Origin of the sequence: Photobacterium indicum (assembly GCF_003026215.1) — a bacterium.
Taxonomy (GTDB): domain Bacteria; phylum Pseudomonadota; class Gammaproteobacteria; order Enterobacterales; family Vibrionaceae; genus Photobacterium; species Photobacterium indicum.
On the sequence record NZ_PYOC01000002.1, the window covers coordinates 813940 to 839991 of the forward strand.

Consider the following 26052-nt stretch of genomic DNA (forward strand, 5'->3'; position numbering starts at 1 on the left):
ATTAAGAATAATGTGACACTATGCCTGATACTATTGAGCAACTTCTAGAGCTGCAACACGCTACATTGATATCCCTTTCTCGCCTATTAGAGCAAGAAAAAGGGGCAATTGTTAATCGTCAATCCGTCGAAATTGATCGTATAGCCAAAGATAAGCTCAGCTTACTCAATAAAATTCAGCAACAAGATCACCTTATAGCAAGTCATGCTCAACGCCAATTACTAACTGACAATACCGAATGTATGCAGAAAGTAACGGAAATAAAAACGATCGTTACACGCTGTAAAGCTGCCAATGAAGTTAATGGTGAAGCATTACAACGCGCTCAACTTAGCTTTCATAAGCTAAACAATTTATTTCAGCAGAGCCGCGGTAAAAGCCAAATGACGTATAATAGTGAAGGTGTCGCGCAAAACATTCGCACACTAGGCACGAATATTAAGGCGTAATTGGAGAGCGAATAATTAAAACATTGTCTCTTGATTCGTAGGGACATGATAAACCTCACCATGTTTTTTCATTCGGTCCATAACACTTAAGTCAAGTTCCATTTCAGTTACATAGCTATCACCCACTGGGTAACTGCTAATTACCTTCGCACCTCGAATAATGCCATCAACAGCCCCATCAGTGCTTTCTACACCCAACTGCTGATCATCCATTTCCGCTCTGGCGCTAATACGCATACCGTACACTTGTTCGGTTAATTCACGGTAAGCATCAATCTTAGATGCACGCATTGCACGTATGCGTTTTTCTTCGTTGGTACGACCTCGTTGTTCACTGATCGTCGCATAACCAACAGCAGTGATTACGTCGTTATTCTTGCGCATTTGCGTTAATGGCTGACAGCCGACTAACAGCAATAAGCTCAAAATAATCCAGCGATGCATGACAACTCCTAAGGTTTTAATATTATCGTATTTCGATCAATACTTGTTGCTTCAGAACGGATAATAACGCCATTCTGAATACGCATTTTGTTTAAAGAATCTAAATCACGACCAATCCGATCGGCGGGTAAGAAACCTTGAGCAGAAGCAATAACAACCCGTGAACGCATACCTATAATACGTGCATTCACTAGTAAACCAGCCCCTTGGCGCAACATAGTGCCAGTCAGCACATAATCGACTGGTTGCTGCCCTGCGAGTTCTTTCCAGTTTCGGCTAAGGGAGAAGTCTCCGTTAGGCGTCACTTTAATGGCCCCTGTCGATTTGTAATCAACCACCGTAAAGCCGCGTTGCTGCATCTGATACATGAAACTTTCACTGACCGTGTTACCCAGCCAGTTCGTTTCATTCATCTCTTGTAAATCAACAAAAGAAGTAACCGCTAGCGGGGTCTTTGCCGTCAAATACTGATTAGAAACAATAAGTTGCTCTGTTAGCCCTTCGATAAAATAATCCAAGGTATGGCGTGGGGTTTCCGACAAAAGTAAAGGACTGCCCGTATAAAGTTCTTTTCCGTTATAAATCGGAGTTTGTGCACACGATGTGGTCAATACTGATAGTAGTATGACGATCCATTTATTCATTCTAGCCAGCTCCGGATGAAAAGAAACTTGTAGCCTGTTATCGTTCGATTAAAGAAAAACTTTATCTATTATTTCCTAAATCTTATGAAAAATGCTTTTCGGAACACTCTTTGCATATCGTCCTAGCACAGAAAGCATAGAAAAGAGTTGAGCATTAACTTGATATAAAAAACGGTAAGTTTTATCTTCAGTTAATCGCTAACAAGCAAATTTCATACCCAAGTTGAGTGAGACATGAAAAAAAATACAATTAAGTGCTTAAGTGGCTTGTGTTTACTAATGGCATTTCAAGCGAATGCCGCTTGGTTAGAAGTCACAGGGAAAGCCCCTATCCTAGAAAGCGACAGTACCGCGCGTATCAATGCATTAGAAGATGCTACCTATCAAGCCATGCTGTATTCCGGTGCTGACATTGCTAGCTTTAATCACATAAGGCCTTATTTAGCGACTGAAAAAGAAGAATACCAATTCAGTGGTAATTCAATTCGTCATGTCATGGTATTAAAGCAGAATAAAAAAAGCGGCAATATGTACGTTACGGCACGTATTGATGTGTATCCATCGGCAAATAGTTGCCACAAGAATCAATACAAGAAAGGAATACTGCTAGGAGAGTTTGACCTAATATCACCACAGCATGCTTCTATGGGCAGTATTTATCAGATTGGTGATGATTTCACATCCTTATTACAACGCCAGATCCAAAGAAAATCACAGAGCTTTGTCGTATCGGGCGTCACGCAAGTGCCCATACGACCAGGGCAACCAACAGTAATGACGATGCTAGCGGAAGACAACGACGCACAATATATAGTGAATGGACAAATTACCGATCTTACCTCGACACTCGATCAGAAATTTATTAAAGATGATCAAGTCAATCGGCAGTTTGCAGCAACGTTGCAAGTTATAGATGGTAAAACGGGGGATATTTTATTCCAAAATAATTACCGAGAGATTGCAGAATGGCCTTTTGCCAAAACAAGCCAGGTAGACACGAAAAGTGCTCGCTTTTGGCAATCAACTTATGGTCAAGCAGTACAACGTATAACCCGTAACATGATGCTTGATCTTGAAACAGCACTGTCTTGTCGAACCAGCCTACCTGAAGTTATTAATGTTCATAATAATACTGTGCAGATCAATGCTGGCCGTATTCATGGTGTTAACCGTGGTGACCAGCTTCAGCTATGGCATAGTGCTGGGTTCATTGATCCAATGGGCATTGCTCGAAATCGTATGGTACAAACAGACATCACATTAACGGTTGAACGTATCTACGAAAAATCAACAGAACTGTCTGTTGACCAAGCAAATCTTGCGAACAGCATTCAACCTGGTGATTTACTGACCAAGCAAATCGACCGATAGCACTAATTACTTAAAAAGTTGAAAAATATGAGTATAATGGTGGCCAAGTGCCCCCTTAGCTCAGCTGGATAGAGCGTCCCCCTCCTAAGGGGAAGGCCACAAGTTCGACTCTTGTAGGGGGCACCATTTCAAACATAGGCTTACAAAACCTTTCATCTTGTAAGCTTATGCCTTTGATTGAGCTAGGTAACAAACCTTACTGCTTACATCTCGAAATCAATACTTATATAAATATTACCTAATTGCCCCAGCTCATGTTCTTTCCATTCATCAAGTGTATCAAATACCCGGTAGCCAAAATCAGCACTCATGGTGTCATTGATCTGATAACGGATACCAGTCTGACCGCCAAATGTCCAATCATTCACATCATACAAACCGAACTTATATCCCACACTACCGCCAGCAAATGCCTGCCAACGACGAGTCTCTGATAATGGGTAAAGATAGTCATAAGCCAAATGGATGCTGGTTACCCCTGAAGAAAAACCATGGGAGTAATTAGCAACTACGCGATGCTGCTCATCAAATATAACTCCTAAGCGAAATATCGGCTCAAACTCCAATGGTGCATAGTATTTCGTCCCATCCGTAATCCCAACCCCCATAAAAGATTGGGAATCTTCAACCGCACCAATAACAGAAAAGCTAAGTAGAGTAGTTAACAGTATGCTTTGTTTTAAAACATGTCTAAACACAATAAAAACGCCGTTTTAAATGGAATTACAAACGTACTCAGGAGCGTAAATAATAGGAAGGTCTAGAAGGATTAATTCATATGAAGAATATCTCAAGAAAGCTAAATGAAGCTGCCTTATCATTTTATGATTAAAAACAAAAACTAATATTAGAACATCGATTATTCAATCGTAGAAAAAGCTGATATTGGGAGGCAATTCGAATAAACCCCTAACTCAAATTAATAAGCGAGTGTGATAATAAATATGCAGCAGACTACTGTGCCTTCAATTATTCCGGTTAGGGCACCAGAAACTTTAAAGGCTTAGCAATTTACGTTGCTAAGCCTTTTTCATTTATCTTACCATGAGTTAAAAGAATGCTTTCAACTTATACCAACCTAGACAAGCACCTGACCATTTACTTATCCAAAAGGATATTAATCATTAGAATGCATAAATTAAGTTAAATCCGCCGCCGTTTTCTGTAGATTTAGCACCACCAAACTCACTCAACTCATAGCTATGAAGTTCTACCGAAGCAATAACACCTGCTGCAAATGCATAAGAAACACCGCCAGCAATAATATCTCGCTTACCTGTCGCCCCTACACTGTTGTCATCGAAATCAATGCTTGAGTAATAAGCAAATGGCTTAATACCAAAGTCCATTAGGTAACTAGTGTAAATATCAAACGCGTTGGCATCAGCCCACTTTCCGTCAGGACCAAATAAGCCAGCTTTATGAATTTTGGTACCTTGAGTATAAGCAGCGGCAACTTTAAGGCCATCAACTTCATAATGACCCGCAAACGTTAATGCCTTCTGGCTATCACCGTCGTTTAGGCCAATGTTACTTGAACCCGATTCCACTTTTACTTTGTTCTCAAGGTAAGTCGTACCAAGGCTAAGACCAAAATCGAAATCGTAACTTACAGCAGCTGCGTAGTTATAATCACGGCTGACTTTTTCACCAGTTAACTTCGCGTCTTGATCAGTTAACTCTGCATTATAGCCATCCGTTGATAGACCGTAATGCGCCGAAACATTCAAGCCATTCTGGCTGTAACGGTAAGCAATCAACTCGTCACCACGACCCGTTGCCGCAAACCCACCATCAGCACCTTCTGAATAAATAGGTGTCGCATCAGGATCGATAATGACCATATTATCCATGTAACGCGCAACATCATGATAAGCAGACCACTGCTTGCCAAAACGCAGATTACCTAAATCTTCATTATTAATAGTTATATAGCTAAGACGATTTCGGAAATTGCTACTACCCGAATTTGGTGAATTAACAAACTGATCCCACTCAAGTTTGAAATCAATGCTCCAGTCATTAGCCATTTTTCGTTCAGCGGCAATATTGAAGATACTACGACCCAAACTTAAGTCAGCTTCATCAGCCCACATAGGTTCAGCTAAATCAAGAACGGCTACGCCGCCTAGCTCCAGTTTATTAGTGTCATCCTGATAAATAACCTGTGCAAAAGCTTGTCCAGATAGAAGAGCTGCAGATATGAATACAGGTAATAATGCTTTTTTCATTGTTGTTAAATATTCTTTGATATTGTGTATGTATTTCGAATGTTGCCACAAAGACATATAGAACTCTAGACGTCTGCTGGCAATTGATATTTTTTTATGTTTTTTCACAAGAAAACATCAGAGTAACAATCAGGCAACGATGTACGCCAATGAGTAACATCCACCTCACATATGAATCTGGTTGTGGCGATGTAATTTAGCGGAAATATTGGTTATCACAAAATGTAGATACAAAAAAACCTCGCCGAAGTATTTATCTTCAAACGAGGTTTATTGTTTTCATACTCATCCATTTCTCAATTATAAGAAAAATAGATAATTAATTTGGTGGAGCTATGCGGGATCGAACCGCAGACCTCTTCGCTGCCAGCGAAGCGCTCTCCCAGCTGAGCTATAGCCCCAAATTGTTTACCAATCATAAAAACTTAATCATTTCATGTCAATAGAATCAATGTAAGTACAAAATATAGAATCAAATTCTGTGAATTTGATCAAACATCTCCAATTTTTGAAATTCAATCTAATTCTATAAGGTCTTATATTTTGAGTAAGCAAGGCTACGCTTATTAATATTTGTAAAATATGATTTTGTTCTACTCTAAGTATGTAAGCAAAGCCAAGCAGACAAAATTTATGAGACATGGACACTAAATAATGGAGTGAATATTATGAAAAAGCTAGCGACTATCTGTACCGCGATAATGTTGTCAGCAAGTTTTAGTACTTCAGCTTTTATACTCGCAGGTCAAGAGGCAGATTTACCCGAAGAAGCGGTTAAAGAGTGTGCAACAGCTAAAAACTTCATTGTTTGTATTAATAATTACAAACAGATGCATAAAAAATAATTAAAAAAAGGAAGAGATTAACCCTCTTCCTTTAAATGAACGTTTAACAACACAATTATTATGCGTTTGCTTCACGCTCAGCAATGAATGCTAGTGCCATAGTAATACGATTAACAACACGCTCTTTACCAATCAACATCATGGTTGCATCAACCGAAGGCGATTGGCCTTGACCGGTAACAGCAACACGTAAAGGCATACCTACTTTACCCATACCAACTTCAAGTTCGGTACATGTATCTGCAATTACTGCATGCAGGTTTTCGGTATTCCAGTCTTCAAGTGCTTCTACTTTAGATAACACTAAAGCTAATGCATCTTTTGCGACAGGGCGTAAATGCTTCTTCGCAGCGCCAGCTTCAAACTCGCTAAAATCTTGGTAGAAGTAGCGCGATTGATCAGCTAGTTCGATTAACGTATTACAACGCTCGCCAACTAATCCAATGACATCGGTAATTTTAGGGCCATTTGCTGTATCAATTTCTTTTTGATCGAGGTGCCATTGCAGGTACTTTGCAACATACTCAGGTTCAGCAGTCTTAATGTAATGGTTATTCAACCACAGTAGCTTATCTGTGTTGAATGCAGACGCTGATTTACTGATTGATTCAAGACTAAATAAGTTAATCATCTCTTCCATAGAGAAGATCTCTTGATCACCATGAGACCAACCTAAACGGATTAAGTAATTAAGTAATGCCTGAGGTAAATAACCTTCATCACGATACTGCATCACGCTAACCGCACCATGGCGCTTAGACAATTTAGCGCCATCATCACCAAGGATCATCGCACAGTGTGCGAATTCTGGTACTGGTGCACCGAGTGCTTCATAAATATTGATCTGACGAGGGGTATTGTTAATGTGATCTTCACCACGAACAACCTGAGTAATACCCATATCCCAATCATCAATTACAACACAGAAGTTATATGTTGGACTGCCATCAGTACGACGAATAATTAGATCATCAAGCTCGCTATTGGCAATTTCGATGCGACCACGTACTTTATCTTCAAATACAACCGTACCTTCTTTCGGGTTACGGAATCGAATACAGAATGCGCTATCTTCTGTTGCTGCTGCATTTGCTGCTACAATTTTTGGATGATTAGCATCGTAACGAGGCTTAACACCAGCTGCCATTTGCTCTTCACGAAGTTCGTCTAATAACGCTTTCGGGCAATAGCACTTATACGCTTTGTCTTCAGCTAATAGTTGATCGACTAACTGATTATAACGATCAAAACGCTTAGTCTGGTAATAAGGACCTTCATCCCAATCCATTCCTAACCATTCCATACCTTCAAGAATGGCATCGATCGCTTCTTGTGTAGAGCGTTCAAGGTCAGTATCTTCGATACGAAGTACAAATTCGCCGCCCATGTGCTTAGCAAATAACCATGAATACAGTGCTGTACGAGCACCACCTACGTGCAGAAAGCCTGTTGGGCTTGGTGCAAAGCGAGTTTTAACCGTCATGTAAATGTACCTTATGAATACAGGATCAGGCAGTGAGGGCCACTGCATTAAGATTATTGCGGGGTATTTTAACACTGTGAAGTAAATCTACAATCACCAGTGATAAGAACAAAGAAAGAGTGAGTCACCCCACCATATTCACAATCGATGAGGTGCAATAAGTAATGATGGATATTCGCGGGCTGATAAATAGTAATTATAGAGATATCTACTTCATTATTTTAAGTTTTTCATAGCCCACTGCATGAACTGTTGCTGCTCATCTGCAGATAAATCACGAAACGTATTATGCAAAAACGTCATTTTGGCTGCCGGATTCGGTGCTACCGATTGAGGATCAATTGCAGTGTAACCTACACTAGCCGTACTAATAGACACTGCGGCACGCCCTTCTTGCCCTTGATTATAAGCCTGTAACTCTTGCTGATAATCGCGGAAAGATTGCATCCCACTAGCATTTAATACATCAATTTTGTAATTAATATTTTTGCCATTAACATCCGTAAAAACAAAGGATGGCGATTTCTCAAAGGCCTTAGCTTCTTGAATCGTGCGCATTTTATCGTAAGTAAGCGATAACGGCTGATCGTTAGCGTTAAATTTCAATATATACGATGGAGAATTATATTTACGGCGCTTCGCATCTTCAAAAACAATTTGTCCGACCGTAATTAGAATTTGATTTTCACCTTTTTGAACACCAACTTGTTGTTCTGAAGAAAAAATACCATTACCAGCTTTGCCACCGTTCACTATTATTGGGTTAATTTCTGGTTGAAGTGTTAATACTGTATCTGCAACAGCTTGCCCACTTCCAAATATCAATAAGATCGCAACGCCGAGTGATTTCATTTTCATAATATTTACCCTGTAATACAACAAGAAAGGGCGAACGTCTTCGCCCTTGGGTTAATGGTTGAACCTACAAATTAGAAGTAGTATTCAACACCTACAGATAACTCATCAAATGAACCTGATTTCCAGCGCTCTTTACCATCAGCGCCCACAGCTTGATCACCAAAGTCATTGGTACGCGCACGCGCATACAGCACAGCTGATGGGTCAACGAAGTACATGGCTTGAACTGAGATGACATCATCATCTGTATTCTTTATGGTTTTCCCATCAACTTCTAACTCAAAATTGGCTGCATATGCCGCTTTAAACTGCCAATCACCAGTTGTGTACATCAGACCAGTAGAAATAGCGTCTTGCTTCTCATCACGCCCTAATTTCGTAGATGCTTCCATGTATTTGTACTGAGCGAAGAATGAAATACCGTTATCAAACCAACCTTGAAGACCTAGCAAATACGTGTCGTTTCCCCAATCTTGACCTTCCGATTCAATATTACGGTTACCTTCATACGCGGCATCAAACTGCAAAAAGCCTATGTTATAGTGCGCGGCAAGACCGCCCCAATAATCATCGCCAGACCCAGTACTTGCAGAATCACCTGCACCGACAGCTACATCAAAACTTAGCCCGCCCGCATAAGTTGGAGAATCCCAACGAATGGTATTAGATTGACGATCTTGGTATTTAGCGCCACCAATTGAACCGCCCCAATCATACACATCACCTAAACCAGGATTCGATGCTGGCCAATCAATCAACTCATAAATAGGTGTTAATACACGCCCTAAACGAACTTGACCTAAACTATCACTCTCAAAACCAACAAAAGTGTCACGCTCACCAAGACCAGCCCCCTCGCCACCAAAGCTAGGGTCGACATAACCACCTTCGATCTGCCAAATAAATTTAGGACCGAAGTTTTTAAATTGCTTTGAGCCACGGAAACCAATACGTGACTCATTATTTAATTGAGTGCCGCTCATCTCATCATTTTTTGTTGACGAATAGTCAGAATGGTTTTTATTGTAATCATAATCACGATACGCCGCCTGAAGTGCGATAATACCGTAAACTTCATATGATGCTGAATCTTGTAATTGTTGGCTATCAACCCCATCGCCATCAGCTGCAAAAACAGAAGCTGATAACACTAAAGAAGAGACTGCTAAACCTAAGATCGTTTTTTTAAATTCCATGGAAAACTCCTAATAAGTAGCTGTATTTATATGCATCCTTAAGTTGGCCGCCGAAGGTCTACATACAAGTTATTTATATAACGTTGTTTCAATAGGGAGAGAGGTTACAAGCTTTTTTTATTTCAGGAAGTTAACGCAGGAGAATTTATGACCGTGTTCAAACCACACAAATATAAAAATAAATTAAAACCGTAAAATCAATAAGTTGCAAATAAAACATCAGGAAACATAAACGTTAAAACACTATACTGACTGTGAATCAACTCACATAAAGCCAAATTTATAAGACTAAAAGCAGCCACATTGCCCGTTCATTTATAAATATATATTTTGCCTTACGTTTATTGAGGACAAAACAATGATCTACCTCGCAAGTTGAAATAGAAACATTGAATTAATTAACCCGCTACTTTCTAGAATTGACGTTTTTACTTAATACATATTTAGCATTAATTATTAAATCAAATAAGCACTAGAAATTCCCCCCTCTTTATAACTAGTAAGCAATTAAAACAACAAGATACAATTCTTACAAATCAAGTAATGTTCTGTTGTAACTGCGACTAATTCACGCTGTTGTGATTGACCTCTGATAACCATTATTGATAGGTCGAATAAACTTTTTTGTTCGCTGTATCAGCAGTAAAATCGAGAGGGAAATTATCTTTTTTACTTTTGGACTGGCTACCGTTTGTAGCTGACAGGGAAAGAATATGAAACTTAAAAAACTTGCCTTAGCTGCACTACTATCGCCCTTATCATTTCAGGTATTCGCAGACGTAACTGTTGAATTACCTGAGAATGTGCGCTTACTTGTCGTTAATGAACAAGAAGTGAATAAAGGCTGGAGTGGATTTTTAAAGGCCAGTGATGATTCAGTTACATTAAAGAATGGTCAAAACCAAATAGTTTACCAAGTTGATCATTATTTCTATAAAGGTGATAGTCAAAGTGAACGGTATCGTTCAACCCCATTTGTTTTAAGCTTTACAGCATCCGATCAAAATTTAAGCTTTATCATTCCTAACTTTAATGACATTGAAAAAGCACAGCAATATACTAAAAAGCCAACACCACAACTAACTGATAAACAAAAGAAAACCTACCCATTCAAGCATGATAACTTAGCGTTTGATGGTATATCTATCAATCATGATTATGAAAAATACACAAAAGAATATAATAAAAAAGGTGGTATCGCCGCATTAACAGGGCTAGCAATTACAACGTCTTCATTACCTGTTACAAAGCAAGCCTTACCTGAAAGTGCATCAGTAGAAAAAACAGCAACGACAACACAAACAAGTAAAACTGAAGCTAACCTTGCGGGCGATAATCTGAAATATTGGTTTGAACAAGCAGATAAAGAAACGCGTAAAGAATTTGTTAGTTGGGCAGTACAAAATCTATAGTGATAAAATTCTGTTAAAAAAGAAGGGATAACCCTTCTTTTTTTTCATCTGTATATATTCCCTCGATACCTTTTATCGGTAACCTCATAATCTTATACCGTACAAATCGAACACCAAACATAATCATTATTACAATAAAAAATATGTATAAAAAACGGGAGCCTAAATATAGGCTCCCGAAATATAAGGCAGTTTTATAACATTAACTTAGAAACCGTATTCGATACCAACACGTACTACGAATGTTTCAGTTTGTGCTTTATCATCTTTAATATCACGCTGAGCTACACGTAGGTAAGGTACAAAACCATTGTGAACATACATTAGCTGACCAGATACAACGCTATCTTCATCGTCTTGCTTCACACCAGCAACTTCAGATTCAAAGTTCTCTGTGTAACCGACTTTAACGCCCCATGGGCCGTTCCAGTACTGACCGATAATAACGTAAGAATCCTGTTCAGATTTAGCGCCACCTTTCACGTCGCTCTCACCTGATTTCCATGCACCAGCAAGACCGAATCCAGCAGGTAATGACGCTTCAAAGCCAACTAAATAACCGAATGTATCTGCATATTGTGCCGCTACAGCATCAGATGGTGCTGTCCACTCTTTTTGTGTACCGTCAGGGTTATAGCTCCATGAGCCGTCTGTTGCATCTTTTGCATCTTCAACTTTACGGTCTGTTTCTGTTTCGAATGCTGCGTGGAAAGTCACCATATCAGCTAAACGGTAGTGCGCAGCACCACCATAGAAGTTGTTACCATCAACAGCCTTATCACCACGACCAGTAGCAAGGTTGAAAGTGAAGTCACCAAATGCAGGTGAATCATAGCGAGCCATGTCACCGTGACGGTCACGGTTAAATTTCACATCACCGCCCCAGTCCCAAGAAGCACCTAAACCTGGGTTAGCGTATGGCCAGTCAATTACTTCATACATAGGTGTTAGCATGCGACCGAAACGTACTTTACCCCAATCGCCACCAAGACCGATGAATGTGTCACGGTTACCAAGCGTAGCACCCGTTCCATCTTCACCCACATAACCAGACTCTACTTGCATGAAAACTTCTACGTTTTCAAACATTTCTTTACCAGCACGGAAACCGATACGTGATTCATTCTCGTAATCGTAACCTGTGTAAGTATCTGTCTTAGCGCCTGTTGCTTTATCCGTTTTATCACCATCATAGTTAACAATAGAGATTGCTGCGACACCGTAAACTTCAACGCTAAAATCGTTATTTTGACCGATTTCGTAAGCACTTACTGACATTGAAGCCATTGCTGCTGTCGCTACTGCTGCACCTAAAATTGAACGCTTGAACATGTTTTCCATGGAATAACTCCTAAAAATACTAGCTGTTTACTTGTGTCTTAAAGGTTGGCCGCCGAAGACATCAAGTAACTCTCCTATATGTCAGCTCAATAATCTAAATCAAGCTAAATCATAATTTTTTAGTTCTTTATGAACCGCTGTGTTACTTCAGGTACAAGACTACTTTCGCTGCGCAAAACATCAATAACAACTTAATTAATTGTGTGAAAAATATGACACAGTGCAAATTTATTACACAACAGTGATCAAGTTCAAACTCTCTAGCAATGATTTTATAAATAAAGATAAATTAAAATAAAAACAATACCTTAAAAGAAAGCTAAAAAGTTTAAATGTGATGTAACACGAGAAAAGAATCGATTCTGTTTTTATTCTTATAAATTTTTTTAGGCGTTTAAAAAAAGAAAATTGAACTATTTTGAGGTAAGAATAATGCCGAGAGGGGTAAATTTAACGATATTAAGAGGGAAATATAAAAGAATACCTGCCTATTTTTCAAAAATAAGCAGGTTTGATACAAACTTAATTAACGATTAATAAGATCAACAAGTGCTTGCTCATCCCAAATTTCAATATCAAGTTCTTGTGCTTTGGTTAATTTAGAGCCTGCCGCTTCACCGGCAACCAATAAATCAGTCTTCTTTGAAACACTGCCTGTCACTTTCGCACCAAGGGCTTGAAGTGCCGCTTTAGCATCAGAACGAGTCAGTTGTGATAACGACCCGGTTAACACAACAACTTTACCATCAAGGGGTAACTCTACCCCTTCTTCTGGTTTATCAATTGCCGGCCAATGAATGCCGACTGCAATTAAATCTTCCACTACATCCATATTGTGTGCTTCACGGAAGAAGTTAAGTAAGTTATTGGCAACAACCTCGCCCACATCAGGCACAACCAGTAACTGTTCTTTCGATGCTGCTGTGATTGCTTCCAGTGTCTCGAAATGATTAGCTAAATTAGCCGCAGTTGCTTCACCGACTTCACGAATACCCAATGAATAGATAAAGCGTGGCAAGGTGGTTTCTTTTGAGTTGGCGAGTGAGTCAACCAGTTTCTGAGCCGATTTGGGCCCCATACGATCGAGTACAGTCACAACACCAGCTGATAATTTGAATAACCCCGCAGGTGTTGTGACCATTTCACGATCAACCAATTGCTCGATGACTTTTTCACCACAACCATCAACATCTAACGCTTTACGTGAAACAAAGTGCTTCAATGCTTCTTTGCGTTGTGCTTGGCAGAATAACCCCCCTGTACAGCGCGCAACAGCTTCGCCTTCGACACGCTCAACGTTAGATTCACACACAGGACACGTTATTGGGAAAGTGATTGCCTGTGCGTTATCTGGTCGGCGAGATTCAACAACAGACACGATTTGTGGAATCACATCGCCAGCACGGCGGATTATCACTGTATCGCCAATCATAACGCCTAAGCGAGCGACTTCATCAGCATTATGTAGTGTGGCATTACTCACTGTAACCCCACCAACAAAAATCGGCTCAAGTTTCGCGACTGGTGTAATAGCCCCTGTACGACCCACTTGAAACTCGACATTGTTAAGTAAGGTCATTTCTTCTTGTGCAGGGAACTTATACGCTATTGCCCAACGAGGAGCACGAGCGACAAACCCCAATTGTTCTTGGGTTTCAACATCGTCCACTTTAATCACAACACCATCGATTTCATAAGATAGTGATTGACGACGCTCACCAATATCTTGGTAATAAGCAATAACATCGTTAATTGTTTCTAACTGGCGGATCTCAGGACACATTGGAATGCCCCAGCCTTTAAGCTGAACTAAGCGATCATATTGGCTATCAGCTAGATCCATTCCCTCTACAACACCAACAGAGTATGCATAAAAACTCAGAGGGCGCGTTGCAGCAATTTTTGAATCAAGCTGACGTAAGCTACCCGCAGCAGCATTACGTGGGTTAGCAAATGCCTTATCGCCTTTTTTCAAAGCGCGTGCATTCAGTTCATCAAAGCCTTTCTTTGGCATAAAGACTTCACCACGTACTTCTAACCGTACAGGCCAGCCTTCAGCTTGAAGCTTCAGTGGGATCGAACGAATGGTACGTACATTGGTCGTGATATTTTCCCCTGTAGCACCATCGCCACGGGTAGCAGCTTGAACCAGTACACCATTTTCATACATTAAGCTAACAGCTAACCCATCTAATTTAGGCTCACAACAGTAAGACACATTACCCGCAGTCATTAGACGATCTAACAGGCGCTTTTCAAATGCATTTAACTCTTCATCATTAAATGCATTATCTAAAGACAACATTGGCAGTTCATGTTTTACCTGCGTAAAGCTGTCTAATGGCGTACCGCCCACACGTTGGCTAGGTGAATCTACGCTCATCAATTCTGGGTGTTCAGCTTCTAATGCCAATAACTGCTGCATCATACGATCATATTCAGCATCAGGTATTTCAGGGTTATCTTCGACATAATAACGATGCCCATGATAGGCAAGTTGTTCACGCAAGGTATCAAGTTGCTGCTGAATATCGGTACTCATTTCACTACCTACCAAAACTGTCTTTGTTAAAATTGATCTTTCGGGTTTACCATTTCTGAACCAGCAAACACAAAAAAATAAGGCCCCTCAGAAGGAGCCTCATTACATTATTTGTCGATTAAGCATTACGCTTGAGAATACAGCTTCGCTTTATCTCGATATTGGGCAATACGATTAGGTGTTACCATCGCACGCTCATGATCGAGTACATCTGCATTCAAATCATCTGCAATACGCTGCACGGTTTGTAACATCAAGTTGAAGTTACTCGCTGCACTACCGTAGCATGGCAGCATCAAATAGAAAGACACACCAGGGGTCTCAAAATTATATCCACCATCTTCAGGGAAATTACCAGGTTGAACCATGTTTGTTGCAGAAAACAATACAGGCTCTGTTCCAGCTAAATCGGCATGTCGGTGATATACGGCGTTTTCACCAAAAATAAGATTATGTTGTTCAAGGCATTGGAATAGTTTCGCTCCTTGCAACATCTCACCATTACGAGCATGTACGCTTAGTGCGATATAACTTGGTGCTAAAACTGGCTCTGGCTCTGGCTCTGGCTCTGGCTCTGGCACAACATTCGTGATAACAGGTTCAGGCTCTAGAACTTTACTCTCTTCAGGTTTCACCTCTTGTTCTGATACTTCTGGAATATCAGAAATAGGGGTATTGAGCACTTCCGTGTAATCAGCCACCACCGAAGCAGGCTCAGATTGAATAGGTTGCTCAACGTGAATAGATTGTTCAGCCGCAACACGAACGGGCTCTTCTTCGATAGCAACAGGAGCTGGTACAACACTATCGCTGCTAAATTTCGGTTCGACTTTTTCAGATGTGGCTGACATTTTAGGTAAATCAGCTATATCATCGATCACTTGAACTGGTGCAGGGGTATCCATTAAAGGATCTGCCTGAATTTTTTCACCAAAATGAAGTTCTGGTTCTTTTCTTTGTGGAGTATGTGCTGCCACTTCCTTTTCAGGTGCATTATTTATAATGCGAACAGACCCCACACCATCATGATCGAAACCTTCGGTATCACGGTTAGAATCATCTAACTTACCGAGTGGCTTTTCACCAAATTTAGCGGGTTTTTCTTTTCTACTGGTCCACAATCCGTGCAAAAGAAGCGCAGAAATAGCTAGTGCACCAACAATAATAAGGACCAAACGCAATTCCTGCATATGAATACTCTAAATTAACTCGTTATCCCTGACGGGGTTAATGATAGTAAAATCTACCAGAGCTTACAAAATCAACATTGCTGATTTATAGCTGAATACTACTAATGTACCAAAACTCAATTAATAATGAGAACACGAATGTTGTGATTCATGCAAGATAGTGCGGCTGAGCACAGAATCGGGTGAAAAATAAGCTAAAAATGCTTCGTTTTCCTTCTCTTCTTTTTCTGACAACGTGTTTGGTATTTGATTCCATGCCGTACTGCCCGTTAACATGTCACATAACCATACGATCAAAACAACAATAATGTGGTGTTTTGAATGATGTCTTTAGTAAGGAGAAATGAATGCCACAACCACAAATAACTCCGTCTCCAGCAGGTGGAGCAGGATATTTTTTCCGTGGAATGTCGTTAGCAATACAACCGGGAACCCGTCGCTTTGTTATTTTCCCACTATTTATCAACATTCTTTTATTTGGGAGTGCGTTTGGATTTGTTTTAAGCCAGCTTGGGGATTGGATTAATGGCTGGATAGCAGCACTACCATCTTGGTTAGATTGGCTGTCATATCTACTGTGGCCATTGTTGGCAATTGCCACCTTAGTCATCTTTTCATACCTATTCAGCACAATAGCTAACTGGATAGCCGCCCCTTTTAATGGTTTATTGGCAGAACATCTAGAAGCCAAGTTAACCGGAGAACCAGCACCAGATACCGGATTAAAAGATATTATTAAAGATCTTCCCCGTATCATGAACCGTGAATGGATAAAGCTAAAATATTACCTACCTAAAGCATTAGGGCTATTGATATTGCTTTGGATCCCAGCAATTGGTCAAACGGTAGGCCCTGTATTATGGTTTTTATTCAGCGCATGGATGATGACGATCCAATATGCCGATTATCCATTCGATAACCACAAAGTACCCTTTCCAACAATGCGCGATGCATTAAAAGTAAAACGTGGTAAATCATTAAGCTTTGGTAGCTTAGTGATGCTTTTCACCATGACACCCATTCTAAATTTATTTGTTATGCCCATTGCCGTCTGTGGTGCTACCGCAATGTGGGTCGATCATTACCGTGATCAATACAAGTTAAACTAAGTATTATCATTCTGACGAGGAGGGCTCTCTCCTCGCCTTTTCCCTAGCGTCAAACACCCACTCTTCAGCATAACGTCGCTTCATTGCTCACCTAGTTCGGCGTTATTCTCATTTCCAAACACTTTTTCTTCTCTTTATAACAATAAGATATAACCATTAATTACTTTCCAAAATGCTATTCGTGTATATGCTTAATTGGTCTTAGGTTATAACGCGTAGCGAAGGAACGAAAAGTATGAGCAAGATTTACGAAGATAATTCACTAACGATTGGCAACACTCCCTTAGTACGTCTTAACCGTGTTAGTAACGGTAATGTACTGGCAAAAATTGAAGCTCGTAACCCTAGCTTCAGCGTAAAGTGCCGTATTGGTTCAAACATGATTTGGGATGCTGAAAAGAAAGGTACACTTAAAGAAGGCGTTGAACTTGTAGAGCCAACCAGTGGTAATACCGGTATTGCCTTGGCCTTCGTAGCAGCAGCACGCGGATATAAATTAACGTTAACGATGCCAGAAAGCATGAGCTTAGAGCGTCGTAAACTACTTAAAGCCCTTGGTGCCAACTTGGTATTAACCGAAGCACCTAAAGGTATGAAAGGCGCAATAGAAAAAGCAGAAGAAATTGTTGCATCAGACCCAAGTAAATATCTACTTCTACAACAGTTTAATAACCCTGCAAACCCTGAAATTCACGAGAAAACCACAGGACCTGAAATTTGGGACGCAACTGATGGCGAGATCGATGTCTTTGTTTCTGGTGTAGGTACTGGTGGTACACTAACGGGTGTAAGCCGCTTCATTAAACATCAGAAAGGTAAAGCAATTACAACGATTGCAGTAGAGCCATCTGAATCACCAGTTATCACTCAAACACTTAATGGCGATGACGTAAAACCAGCACCACACAAAATTCAAGGTATTGGTGCAGGCTTCATTCCTGGAAACCTAGACTTAGCATTAATTGATGAAGTCGAATTAGTTAGTTCAGAAGAAGCTATCGCGATGACACGCCGCTTAATGGAAGAAGAAGGTATTCTTGCCGGTATTTCCTCTGGTGCTGCTGTTGTTGCTGCAAATAAAATAGCTGCACGACCTGAGTTTGCAGGCAAAAAAATTGTCGTAGTGTTACCTAGCTCAGGTGAAAGGTACCTATCAACAGCTCTTTTTGCAGGCATCTTCACAGAAAAAGAAAACCAACAGTGATCACATTTTAATGTGATCTATACCAAGTTGACGTTCAAAAAAGCTCCTTCAAGGGGCTTTTTTGTTGCATTTTGTTCCCAGCTTGATTATAAAACCGAAGCGCTTTATTTTAAGCATCGAAATAAAAGGGTCTTTAGACCTACATTAGTGCGACCCAAGTCAAAATATTTCATGAAAAATTGACTTGGATTAAGCTAAGACAACGAACTGTTGGGTAGTTTATACTCCTAGATTAGCAAGCTAATGTAGCTCACGTTAAACTAACTTTCAGTTACAACGTTATTAAATAATTATTATATCGATAATCGGGGTGAAAAAATGTATCAGAAACAAGTTGAGATCACTGCAGAAAACGGCCTACACACTCGTCCAGCAGCTCAGTTCGTAAAAGAAGCAAAAGCATTTGACGCAGACATTACTGTTACTTCTAACGGTAAAAGCGCTAGCGCAAAGAGCCTATTCAAACTACAAACTCTAGGTCTTGTTAAAGGTACACTAGTAACTATCTCTGCAGAAGGCGCTCAGGCTCAAGCTGCTGTAGATCACCTAGTTGCTCTAATGGACACACTACACTAATACGTAGTTTGTTTATTACTTCCCCTAGTTTTTAGTTAATGTAAGGTAAGGCTATGATTTCAGGTATCCTGGCATCTCCGGGTATTGCTTTTGGTAAAGCACTACTATTGCAAGAAGAAGAGATTGTTCTTAGCAAAACTCCAATCTCAGCAGATCAGATCGACAACGAAATTCAGTGTTTTTTCGATGCTCGAAAGAAATCTGCCGAGCAACTAGAAGTAATCAAAGAAAAAGCACGTATCACCTTCGGTGAAGAGAAGGAAGCGATCTTTGAAGGTCACATCATGTTGCTTGAAGATGAAGAGCTTGAAGAGGAAATCATAGCTTTCATTAAAGACAATAAAGCGACAGCTGCTCTTGCTATTCATTCAATTATTGAAGAACAAGCAATGACGCTAGAGTCATTAGATGACGAATACTTGAAAGAACGTGCTACTGATATCCGCGATATCTGCAACCGTTTTGTTAAAAATGCACTTGGCATTAGTATCGTTAATCTTAGTGCTATCAGCGAAGAAGTGATTTTGGTTGCTAACGACCTTACGCCTTCTGAAACAGCACAAATCAACCTAGATTACGTACTTGGCTTCATTACTGATATTGGTGGTCGTACATCACACACCTCTATCATGGCTCGTTCTCTAGAGTTACCTGCTATCGTTGGTACCAATGATATTACAACTCGTGTTCAAAACGGTGACATGCTGGTTCTTGATGCAATCAATAACCAAGTCGTGGTTAACCCAACTGAAGGCGAGCTAGCTAAATTCAAAGCTATCCGTGACAAGCACCAAGCTGAAGTTGAAGAACTTGCGAAGCTGAAAGATCTTCCTGCAATTACCCTTGATGGTAAGCAAGTAGAAGTCTGCGGTAACATCGGTACTGTTAAAGACTGCGACGGTATCAACCGTAACGGCGGTGAAGGTGTTGGTCTGTACCGTACAGAATTCCTATTTATGGATCGTGACGCACTGCCAACAGAAGAAGAACAGTACAAAGCTTACAAAGATGTAGCAGAAGCAATGCACGGCGAAACCGTCATTATCCGTACAATGGATATCGGTGGCGACAAAGATCTTCCTTACTTAGATCTTCCTAAAGAAATGAACCCGTTCTTAGGCTGGCGTGCAATTCGCATCAGCTTAGATCGTCGTGAAATTCTTCGTGATCAACTACGTGGTATTCTACGAGCTTCGGCGCATGGCAAGATTCGTATCATGTTCCCGATGATTATCTCTGTTGAAGAAATTCGTGAACTGAAAGCGGCGATTGAAGAATACAAAGCTGAATTACGCACTGAAGGTTTAGCTTTTGACGAGCAAATCGAAATCGGTGTAATGGTTGAGACGCCTGCTGCAGCAGCTATCGCACACCACCTTGCTAAAGAAGTATCATTTTTTAGCATTGGTACAAACGACTTAACCCAGTATACTCTTGCAGTTGACCGCGGAAATGAGCTTATTTCTCATCTATATAACCCGCTATCTCCAGCAGTACTGTTAGTGATCAAGCAAGTTATCGATGCTTCTCACAAAGAAGGTAAGTGGACTGGTATGTGTGGCGAGTTAGCTGGTGACGAACGTGCTACCCTATTACTATTAGGTATGGGTCTGGACGAGTTCAGCATGAGCGGAATTTCAATTCCACGTATTAAAAAAGTTATCCGTAACGCTAACTTTGCTGATGTTAAAGCTATGGCCGAGCAAGCACTTGCTATGCCAACAGCAGCTGAAATCGAAGCACACGTAGAAAAATTCATCGCAGAAAAAACTATCTGCTAATATAGCTTCAGATAGAATAATAACGCTTAGGAGCAATGACATGGGTTTGTTTGACAAATTAAAGAAGCTGGTTTCTGACGACAGCAGCGAAGCTGGTGCTATTGAAATCATCGCACCAATTTCTGGCGAAATCGTAAACATCGAAGATGTGCCAGATGTTGTTTTTGCAGAGAAAATTGTTGGTGACGGTATTGCTATCAAGCCTTCTGGCAACAAAATGGTTGCACCTGTAAACGGTACAATTGGCAAGATTTTTGAAACTAACCACGCTTTCTCTATCGAGTCTGACGATGGTATTGAGCTTTTCGTTCACTTTGGTATCGACACTGTTGAGCTTAAAGGTGAAGGCTTCACTCGTATCGCAGAAGAAGGTCAAACTGTTAAAGTTGGCGACACTGTAATCGAATTCGATCTTGCACTTCTTGAAGAGAAAGCTAAGTCAACTCTGACTCCAGTTGTTATCTCTAACATGGACGAGATCAAAGAGCTAAACAAGCTTTCTGGCGCTGTAACTGTGGGTGAATCTCCAGTACTACGCATCAAAAAGTAAGATTGTTTGACGCTTAAAAAAACGCTGCCTTCGGGTGGCGTTTTTTGTTTGTGACAATAAAAAAAGCGAGAAGTATTCACCTCTCGCCTATACCGATTCGCGTACTTCTCTTATTGGAAATTCATAAGAAATAACGCATCGTTATCTTTTTATCCGCTTTATAAGCTATCTAACATCTCGACTGATGGTGCAAAGAAGTAGGCGCCTGTTACAGCTTTAGTAAAACGCAACATTTGATCTGACTTACCGTCAGATTCACCGTACATGCTCTCTAACATCACATTGAAGTTATGTTGACCAGAGCAATAGGCAATGAAAAGTAAACCATGCTCACCCGTTACAGAACCATATGGCAGGCTATGACGAACAATCTTTAACCCTTTACCTTCTTCTTTAATATCAACACGACCAACATGTGACGCTGCTGGTACATCATCAAGTTCGATCGAATCAGGTTTAGTTCGACCAATAACTTTTTCTTGCGCTTGAATACTTAAGCGGTTCCATGCTGGAAGGTTATGGATGAAACGCTGAACCATAACAAAGCTACCACCAGCAAAATCACCTTCTTTAATTAAGGCCACATCACTGCGCGCTTCAACTGTTTTTGGATTCTCAGTACCATCAACAAATTCCGTCATATCACGTGAATCTAGATATTTGAAACCATACGTTTCATCCAGTACTTCTATCTCTTTTGCCATAGGCTCAATAAAACGGCGAAGCAAATAAAAATTCAAATCATGACGGCTAGAATTGACATGCAAAAGAACATCACCACCCGTTGCTGGTGCAGTAATATCCCCTTTGCCTAATTCACGAAAATCAGAAAATTCAGCAGGAGAGCCTTTTTCTAGCGACGACCAAAATGATTGACCAAAAGCAATGCTCGCACGAAGTTCGGCACCCGGTTGTTGTTCGTTTAATACAGCTAAGGTTTGATGCAATGATTTACATTGCTCAATAACTGTATCTTTATTTCCTACAACCTTCATAACAACATAAAGGGAAAAAGGGCCAGCGTCTGGCAAGATTGCAGGTTGTGAGGTAGCCATTAAGTTCTCCTAAATACAAAGTATGACGAATCTAATTAATCGACTATCGATTATATACCCAAGTTACCTCAAGGTAGTCGACTAATTTTAACCTGAAGAGTGAACAGCGACTTATCTAATACCAAACCCATTAATTATCTGATCAGTTCAGCGAGAGTTAAAATGCTTTTAGGCAAGGAGATAAATTGAGGATCTAGTGGCTCTAAATTGAGATTTATTAACGCAGTATAAAAGTATTTTAAACTCGCCCAAAGGGAAGCCAACTTCTGTGTCTAGCGATTTCAAAAGAGAACCACTCTTCTATCAAACACTATCCTTGAACTCGACTCCCAGTGGTATTCTGAATGGGCAGATAATTAATGGAATTGATATAGGTAAGTAGGGTAAATAATGGGTATAAAAAACGCCCCATTTATGGAGCGTTATATAAATAGTGAGCGTGAATTACGTTACACAGAGGTCACTTCAACTTGTAACTTTACTTGTTCTTTCGAAGCATCATTCGTACTCACAAACGATGTTGGTCCATTAAGACCTGTCGATAGAATTGGTGAAATAATCGTGCGCCATGCACCATCATCTAAACGTTCTTTGACAGTAAATGCGATTTTTACTTCTTCTGCAGAGTATTCTAATAGCTCTGCACTACCGACCAATTCACGACTACTATTCCCTTCATCTGAAGCCGTACCAAAAATAATGGTCTCTTCACCAGGAAGTAAAGACAGTGATGTATTGACGCTTTGTTTTGTATTTTCGCTAGTCAACTCAAAGTTAACATCCAACAGCCAATCGGCCATTGCTAGCGGGCTTAAAAGTGCACTAAATAGTACTAAACCTTTACTCCATTCATTCATTTGGTTTACCTCTCTACAGGCTTATCTGCAAATGTATTCTGAACTCTTGTGCTTCTTATCAGGTATACGCTAAACCATAGCGTTAATAACATGATAATTGCCCTCGTCCAGCTGAATGCACCATGTGTGAGCGACAGGTGATACAGTTGCAATAAACAATCAGTTAAATAGGCAGCGAGTAATAATTTTTTTCCATGCTGCCATAATATATTCATTATTTTTTTATTTTTATATCGTTGGCCCGATAACCACATCAATAATATTGCGGGGAACCCCATTGCCATTCCGATATATAAACTATCTCTATATGGATAGAATATTGTCAATATTTGTGCACCTTGCTCGCGACTGGCACCTGCCATCACAAAAACAAACCATGCTTTGGCACTAAACGTCAGTGTCAGCCATAACATTTTCGATGGCTTCAATGTACCGTGCTTGTCATAAGCATCTATTGGATAAAGCAAAACAATTCCTCACACACTCTCTCTTACTGAGCAATGGTGCCGAACGGCCTTAAATTCAACCAAAGTGTGAAATGCACAACGTATTAATTACCCGCTCACAATAATCTAAATTACGGATTTAAGAACTTAGCAGTGATAAATTCTGTGGCGCACCGCACTGTTCAATTTTTAATCTTGCCGTTTTGATCACATTTTTTGTAAGAAAAACTATAACTTCATCTTTTATTCAGGCAACAAACAGGTTGTCACACGTATTTCCCAAGCTAGATAAATCAATATAAAAACCACTTAAAACAATTCAAAATCAAGAGTTTAAATTGGAACTTTAAAGTTAAGCCCAGCGATATGGCTATTTATTACTTGTTGAAATATTACTACATATCTATCCATTCTGTTTGTTCAGATACACTCACACACAAGATACAGACAAGGTATAATGTCGCTTAAACAATCAAGGAACCAAACGATTGCCCTTTAGGTGGAATTAGAATGAATATTCAAAAAACAAGTAATGCTCCATCAGCAGAAACGCAAGCCGAAGCAATGCAAATAGCCAAAGCAACTCAAAAACCCGGCCAAACTAAAGAACAAACGCGTTTAGTGGCACAAGGGATCCAAAAAGGGATTGAGTTATATAAAAAACAACAAAAAGTAAAATCACGTGAGCGTGACAAGATCAGAAAAAAAGATCTTAAAGAAAAACAACAAACGATAGAACCAGTAGAAGCACCTGAAACGCGTTCAGAGCAGATTATCGTACACAAGCAACATTGGTTGCCTTGGGTGTTAGTTATTGCATCATGGGTAGGTTTTGCTGCGTATATTGCGTTATAAATAGATTGCTTCTACATTCGTTGGTAATTCATATGAACAAGGATTGAACATGAACTCTCGTTTGTTGCTACTTGCAATAACCACCACCATGGCTATGGCTGGCTGTTCAAACGCTGATAGTGAAAATGCCATGGTTGCCGACCGGTCACTACAAACTTGTGATGACAAGCCAAACTGTGTATCAACACGCGATAAACGCGATGATTTCCAGCTTGCTAAATTCACGCTCAATGAAACTGGTCTCGCCCACTGGGCAGATATAGAGCAGATCGCACTGTCTTTATCGGGTGCTAGCCTAGCTAAAAAAGCCACTAATTACCTTCATATTGAATGCCGTAGTGCTGTCTTTGGTTTTGTCGATGATTTTGAATTACGCCTTCAAGGCAATGAAATCATTGTTCGATCTGAATCGCGAACAGGCTATTCTGATTTTGGTGTAAACCGAGAACGAGCAGAAGCATTCCGCACTATGTTATTAGAAAGCCACTACCTCACATCAGAGTAAAGTTAGAGGTTTAATTCAAAAAACACACTTGATAATAATTATCATTTAGATTACCTTATTCACTAATGAATAAGGAGCAACCAGATGGATAGACCTTCTTTTTTAGTCATCAGCTTTATTGGCTTAATCAGTATGGTGGCACTCCACCTTGGTGAAGTATGGTTAGAGGGCACGGCACTAATCGGTGTACCTTTCTTCATCGAATGGCTTCCACTCTATATTGCCTGGACAGTGATGATGCTAATCGGCTTATTTCAACGCACCTCCCAGTCAAACAGCACGCATTAAAAAAAGCCACGTCTTATCGACGTGGCTTTGACTTTATAACCGTTTTTGAATAACGATATGATCTATTTACACGTTTTTGTCTTTACCTAACGATAAAAGCCAAATTGAAACGGCAGCTACAGCAGCAAAGCCAGACAAGATAATAACGGGCATTGCGGCATAACCTAATACATGCCAAATCACTGATTCTAATGTACTCATACTCTACTTACCTTAGTTATTACCAGCCTTCCACACCTTGCATGTCAGGCAGTTTGTGTGCAATACCCTTGTGACAATCTACACAGGTTTTATCACCCGATGCTAACGCCGTTGAGTGCTGTTTCACGCTGCGTGGACCTTGCTCAGAGAAATCCATGTACTCGAAGTTATGACAATTACGACATTCTTGAGAGTTATTCTCTTTCATTCGATGCCATTCTCGTTCCGCTAAATGACCTCGACGCTCTTTGAACTTCTCTTCTGTATCAATCGTCTTCGTTACATAATGAGCAAACAATTCTTTTGATGCTTGAACTTTACGTACAATTTTATCTGTCCAGTTATGAGGTACGTGACAATCTGAACAAATAGCTCGTACACCAGAACGGTTAGAGAAGTGAACTGTTTCACGGATCTCTTTAACGATAGGTGCGTGACAACCTGAACAGAATTCCTCGGTATTGGTTGCTTCCATTCCGGTGTTAAATGCACCCCAGAATAATAAGCCACCCATGAACCCCATAAGTAAAACAACGCCAACGGCCACTTTACTCGGTGATCTCAACCTTTTCCAGAACGCTTTTATAATGTTCATATATAGCCTCTCTTATGATTGCGG

General features: G+C 40.2%; 27 protein-coding genes and 2 tRNA genes. 13 read left to right on the plus strand and 16 right to left on the minus strand.

Annotation, left to right across the window (positions count from 1 at the left end; all coding sequences use genetic code 11):
• The first annotated feature begins 20 nt into the window (after positions 1-20).
• Entirely contained in the window at positions 21-449 is a 429-nt protein-coding gene (locus tag C9J47_RS09590) for a flagella synthesis protein FlgN (RefSeq protein WP_107253312.1), read from the plus strand.
• Between the two features lie 15 nt (positions 450-464).
• On the opposite strand, the gene C9J47_RS09595 is transcribed toward C9J47_RS09590, so the two are convergent.
• Together C9J47_RS09595 and C9J47_RS09600 are read right to left on the minus strand one after the other, a co-directional pair.
• Positions 465-893 (minus strand): LPP20 family lipoprotein, encoded by a 429-nt coding sequence (locus tag C9J47_RS09595; protein WP_107253313.1) that lies wholly within the window; start codon positions 891-893, stop codon positions 465-467.
• An 8-nt stretch (positions 894-901) separates the two neighbouring features.
• Positions 902-1537, minus strand: a complete 636-nt coding sequence (locus C9J47_RS09600; protein ID WP_107241152.1) for a FlgO family outer membrane protein — start codon at positions 1535-1537, stop codon at positions 902-904.
• Between the two features lie 234 nt (positions 1538-1771).
• Between C9J47_RS09600 and C9J47_RS09605 the strand changes: the two genes are divergently transcribed.
• Both C9J47_RS09605 and C9J47_RS09610 read left to right on the plus strand, forming a co-directional pair.
• Positions 1772-2908, plus strand: a complete 1137-nt coding sequence (locus C9J47_RS09605; protein ID WP_107253314.1) for a flagellar assembly protein FlgT — start codon at positions 1772-1774, stop codon at positions 2906-2908.
• A 49-nt stretch (positions 2909-2957) separates the two neighbouring features.
• Positions 2958-3034 (plus strand) — tRNA-Arg (locus C9J47_RS09610).
• A 77-nt stretch (positions 3035-3111) separates the two neighbouring features.
• Here C9J47_RS09610 and C9J47_RS09615 read toward each other — a convergent pair.
• The 3 genes from C9J47_RS09615 to C9J47_RS09625 form a co-directional block, all read right to left on the minus strand.
• On the minus strand, positions 3112-3606 hold the full coding sequence (locus C9J47_RS09615; RefSeq protein ID WP_107253315.1) for a hypothetical protein: 495 nt from the start codon (positions 3604-3606) through the stop codon (positions 3112-3114).
• Between the two features lie 426 nt (positions 3607-4032).
• Positions 4033-5139 carry a porin gene (locus C9J47_RS09620; RefSeq protein WP_245903397.1) on the minus strand — a complete coding sequence of 369 codons (1107 nt, stop codon included), beginning with the start codon at positions 5137-5139 and terminating at the stop codon, positions 4033-4035.
• Between the two features lie 325 nt (positions 5140-5464).
• Positions 5465-5540, minus strand: a tRNA-Ala gene (locus C9J47_RS09625).
• 267 nt (positions 5541-5807) lie between these two features.
• Here C9J47_RS09625 and C9J47_RS27055 point away from each other — a divergent pair.
• Positions 5808-5984, plus strand: a complete 177-nt coding sequence (locus C9J47_RS27055; RefSeq protein ID WP_170107479.1) for a hypothetical protein — start codon at positions 5808-5810, stop codon at positions 5982-5984.
• A gap of 58 nt (positions 5985-6042) precedes the next feature.
• Here C9J47_RS27055 and gltX read toward each other — a convergent pair whose 3' ends face one another.
• From gltX to C9J47_RS09640, 3 genes are all read right to left on the minus strand, one after another.
• On the minus strand, positions 6043-7467 hold the full coding sequence (gene gltX, locus C9J47_RS09630; protein ID WP_107253317.1) for a glutamate--tRNA ligase: 1425 nt from the start codon (positions 7465-7467) through the stop codon (positions 6043-6045).
• A gap of 216 nt (positions 7468-7683) precedes the next feature.
• Positions 7684-8325, minus strand: a complete 642-nt coding sequence (locus tag C9J47_RS09635) for a YccT family protein (RefSeq protein ID WP_107253318.1) — start codon at positions 8323-8325, stop codon at positions 7684-7686.
• 71 nt (positions 8326-8396) lie between these two features.
• Positions 8397-9521: a porin gene (locus C9J47_RS09640; protein WP_107253319.1), complete on the minus strand. Its 1125-nt coding sequence runs from the start codon at positions 9519-9521 to the stop codon at positions 8397-8399.
• Between the two features lie 713 nt (positions 9522-10234).
• Here C9J47_RS09640 and C9J47_RS09645 point away from each other — a divergent pair.
• Positions 10235-10933, plus strand: a complete 699-nt coding sequence (locus C9J47_RS09645) for a YccT family protein (RefSeq protein ID WP_107253320.1) — start codon at positions 10235-10237, stop codon at positions 10931-10933.
• Between the two features lie 207 nt (positions 10934-11140).
• Here the strand turns inward: C9J47_RS09645 and C9J47_RS09650 are convergent, their stop codons facing one another.
• The 3 genes from C9J47_RS09650 to zipA all read right to left on the minus strand — a co-directional run bounded on the left by C9J47_RS09650 (position 11141) and on the right by zipA (position 16006).
• Positions 11141-12274: a porin gene (locus tag C9J47_RS09650; protein ID WP_107253321.1), complete on the minus strand. Its 1134-nt coding sequence runs from the start codon at positions 12272-12274 to the stop codon at positions 11141-11143.
• A 526-nt stretch (positions 12275-12800) separates the two neighbouring features.
• On the minus strand, positions 12801-14816 hold the full coding sequence (ligA, locus tag C9J47_RS09655) for an NAD-dependent DNA ligase LigA (RefSeq protein WP_107253322.1): 2016 nt from the start codon (positions 14814-14816) through the stop codon (positions 12801-12803).
• Between the two features lie 125 nt (positions 14817-14941).
• Positions 14942-16006 (minus strand): cell division protein ZipA, encoded by a 1065-nt coding sequence (zipA, locus tag C9J47_RS09660; RefSeq protein WP_107253323.1) that lies wholly within the window; start codon positions 16004-16006, stop codon positions 14942-14944.
• A gap of 347 nt (positions 16007-16353) precedes the next feature.
• Here zipA and cysZ point away from each other — a divergent pair, with 347 nt between their 5' ends.
• The 5 genes from cysZ (at position 16354) to crr (ending at position 21226) form a co-directional block, all read left to right on the plus strand.
• Positions 16354-17115 carry a sulfate transporter CysZ gene (cysZ, locus tag C9J47_RS09665; RefSeq protein ID WP_107253324.1) on the plus strand — a complete coding sequence of 254 codons (762 nt, stop codon included), beginning with the start codon at positions 16354-16356 and terminating at the stop codon, positions 17113-17115.
• 235 nt (positions 17116-17350) lie between these two features.
• Positions 17351-18319, plus strand: coding sequence for a cysteine synthase A (gene cysK, locus C9J47_RS09670; protein WP_107253325.1), 969 nt, complete (start codon positions 17351-17353; stop codon positions 18317-18319).
• A 318-nt stretch (positions 18320-18637) separates the two neighbouring features.
• Positions 18638-18895 (plus strand): HPr family phosphocarrier protein, encoded by a 258-nt coding sequence (locus C9J47_RS09675; protein WP_006230925.1) that lies wholly within the window; start codon positions 18638-18640, stop codon positions 18893-18895.
• Between the two features lie 53 nt (positions 18896-18948).
• Entirely contained in the window at positions 18949-20676 is a 1728-nt protein-coding gene (gene ptsI, locus C9J47_RS09680; protein WP_006230924.1) for a phosphoenolpyruvate-protein phosphotransferase PtsI, read from the plus strand.
• A gap of 40 nt (positions 20677-20716) precedes the next feature.
• On the plus strand, positions 20717-21226 hold the full coding sequence (gene crr, locus C9J47_RS09685; RefSeq protein ID WP_107241165.1) for a PTS glucose transporter subunit IIA: 510 nt from the start codon (positions 20717-20719) through the stop codon (positions 21224-21226).
• Between the two features lie 158 nt (positions 21227-21384).
• Here the strand turns inward: crr and C9J47_RS09690 are convergent, their stop codons facing one another.
• The 3 genes from C9J47_RS09690 to C9J47_RS09700 all read right to left on the minus strand — a co-directional run bounded on the left by C9J47_RS09690 (position 21385) and on the right by C9J47_RS09700 (position 23605).
• Entirely contained in the window at positions 21385-22281 is an 897-nt protein-coding gene (locus C9J47_RS09690) for a Dyp-type peroxidase (protein WP_107253326.1), read from the minus strand.
• A gap of 449 nt (positions 22282-22730) precedes the next feature.
• Positions 22731-23138, minus strand: a complete 408-nt coding sequence (locus tag C9J47_RS09695) for a hypothetical protein (protein ID WP_107253327.1) — start codon at positions 23136-23138, stop codon at positions 22731-22733.
• A gap of 5 nt (positions 23139-23143) precedes the next feature.
• The gene (locus C9J47_RS09700; RefSeq protein WP_107253328.1) at positions 23144-23605 is read right to left on the minus strand and encodes a DUF2919 domain-containing protein; all 462 of its coding nucleotides are present in this window, start codon (positions 23603-23605) and stop codon (positions 23144-23146) included.
• Positions 23606-24094: 489 nt separating this feature from the next.
• Here C9J47_RS09700 and C9J47_RS09705 point away from each other — a divergent pair, with 489 nt between their 5' ends.
• The 3 genes from C9J47_RS09705 to C9J47_RS09715 all read left to right on the plus strand — a co-directional run bounded on the left by C9J47_RS09705 (position 24095) and on the right by C9J47_RS09715 (position 25232).
• Positions 24095-24439: a DUF2956 domain-containing protein gene (locus C9J47_RS09705; RefSeq protein ID WP_107253329.1), complete on the plus strand. Its 345-nt coding sequence runs from the start codon at positions 24095-24097 to the stop codon at positions 24437-24439.
• A gap of 49 nt (positions 24440-24488) precedes the next feature.
• On the plus strand, positions 24489-24944 hold the full coding sequence (locus C9J47_RS09710) for a DUF1499 domain-containing protein (protein ID WP_107253330.1): 456 nt from the start codon (positions 24489-24491) through the stop codon (positions 24942-24944).
• A gap of 84 nt (positions 24945-25028) precedes the next feature.
• On the plus strand, positions 25029-25232 hold the full coding sequence (locus C9J47_RS09715; RefSeq protein WP_107253331.1) for a hypothetical protein: 204 nt from the start codon (positions 25029-25031) through the stop codon (positions 25230-25232).
• A 66-nt stretch (positions 25233-25298) separates the two neighbouring features.
• Here the strand turns inward: C9J47_RS09715 and C9J47_RS09720 are convergent, their stop codons facing one another.
• Both C9J47_RS09720 and C9J47_RS09725 read right to left on the minus strand, forming a co-directional pair.
• Positions 25299-25433, minus strand: coding sequence for a TIGR02808 family protein (locus C9J47_RS09720; RefSeq protein WP_006230916.1), 135 nt, complete (start codon positions 25431-25433; stop codon positions 25299-25301).
• A 19-nt stretch (positions 25434-25452) separates the two neighbouring features.
• The gene (locus tag C9J47_RS09725) at positions 25453-26028 is read right to left on the minus strand and encodes a NapC/NirT family cytochrome c (protein WP_006230915.1); all 576 of its coding nucleotides are present in this window, start codon (positions 26026-26028) and stop codon (positions 25453-25455) included.
• Positions 26029-26052: the final 24 nt, after the last annotated feature.

Bases quoted from the DNA above. Each gene is read 5' to 3' on its own strand.
- C9J47_RS09590 (WP_107253312.1), top strand. From the start codon at position 21: ATGCCTGATACTATTGAGCAACTTCTAGAGCTGCAACACGCTACATTG.
- C9J47_RS09595 (WP_107253313.1), bottom strand. From the start codon at position 893: ATGCATCGCTGGATTATTTTGAGCTTATTGCTGTTAGTCGGCTGTCAG.
- C9J47_RS09600 (WP_107241152.1), bottom strand. From the start codon at position 1,537: ATGAATAAATGGATCGTCATACTACTATCAGTATTGACCACATCGTGT.
- C9J47_RS09605 (WP_107253314.1), top strand. From the start codon at position 1,772: ATGAAAAAAAATACAATTAAGTGCTTAAGTGGCTTGTGTTTACTAATG.
- C9J47_RS09620 (WP_245903397.1), bottom strand. From the start codon at position 5,139: ATGAAAAAAGCATTATTACCTGTATTCATATCTGCAGCTCTTCTATCT.
- C9J47_RS27055 (WP_170107479.1), top strand. From the start codon at position 5,808: ATGAAAAAGCTAGCGACTATCTGTACCGCGATAATGTTGTCAGCAAGT.
- gltX (WP_107253317.1), bottom strand. From the start codon at position 7,467: ATGACGGTTAAAACTCGCTTTGCACCAAGCCCAACAGGCTTTCTGCAC.
- C9J47_RS09635 (WP_107253318.1), bottom strand. From the start codon at position 8,325: ATGAAAATGAAATCACTCGGCGTTGCGATCTTATTGATATTTGGAAGT.
- C9J47_RS09640 (WP_107253319.1), bottom strand. From the start codon at position 9,521: ATGGAATTTAAAAAAACGATCTTAGGTTTAGCAGTCTCTTCTTTAGTG.
- C9J47_RS09645 (WP_107253320.1), top strand. From the start codon at position 10,235: ATGAAACTTAAAAAACTTGCCTTAGCTGCACTACTATCGCCCTTATCA.
- C9J47_RS09650 (WP_107253321.1), bottom strand. From the start codon at position 12,274: ATGGAAAACATGTTCAAGCGTTCAATTTTAGGTGCAGCAGTAGCGACA.
- ligA (WP_107253322.1), bottom strand. From the start codon at position 14,816: ATGAGTACCGATATTCAGCAGCAACTTGATACCTTGCGTGAACAACTT.
- zipA (WP_107253323.1), bottom strand. From the start codon at position 16,006: ATGCAGGAATTGCGTTTGGTCCTTATTATTGTTGGTGCACTAGCTATT.
- cysZ (WP_107253324.1), top strand. From the start codon at position 16,354: ATGCCACAACCACAAATAACTCCGTCTCCAGCAGGTGGAGCAGGATAT.
- cysK (WP_107253325.1), top strand. From the start codon at position 17,351: ATGAGCAAGATTTACGAAGATAATTCACTAACGATTGGCAACACTCCC.
- C9J47_RS09675 (WP_006230925.1), top strand. From the start codon at position 18,638: ATGTATCAGAAACAAGTTGAGATCACTGCAGAAAACGGCCTACACACT.
- ptsI (WP_006230924.1), top strand. From the start codon at position 18,949: ATGATTTCAGGTATCCTGGCATCTCCGGGTATTGCTTTTGGTAAAGCA.
- crr (WP_107241165.1), top strand. From the start codon at position 20,717: ATGGGTTTGTTTGACAAATTAAAGAAGCTGGTTTCTGACGACAGCAGC.
- C9J47_RS09690 (WP_107253326.1), bottom strand. From the start codon at position 22,281: ATGGCTACCTCACAACCTGCAATCTTGCCAGACGCTGGCCCTTTTTCC.
- C9J47_RS09695 (WP_107253327.1), bottom strand. From the start codon at position 23,138: ATGAATGAATGGAGTAAAGGTTTAGTACTATTTAGTGCACTTTTAAGC.
- C9J47_RS09705 (WP_107253329.1), top strand. From the start codon at position 24,095: ATGAATATTCAAAAAACAAGTAATGCTCCATCAGCAGAAACGCAAGCC.
- C9J47_RS09710 (WP_107253330.1), top strand. From the start codon at position 24,489: ATGAACTCTCGTTTGTTGCTACTTGCAATAACCACCACCATGGCTATG.
- C9J47_RS09715 (WP_107253331.1), top strand. From the start codon at position 25,029: ATGGATAGACCTTCTTTTTTAGTCATCAGCTTTATTGGCTTAATCAGT.
- C9J47_RS09720 (WP_006230916.1), bottom strand. From the start codon at position 25,433: ATGAGTACATTAGAATCAGTGATTTGGCATGTATTAGGTTATGCCGCA.
- C9J47_RS09725 (WP_006230915.1), bottom strand. From the start codon at position 26,028: ATGAACATTATAAAAGCGTTCTGGAAAAGGTTGAGATCACCGAGTAAA.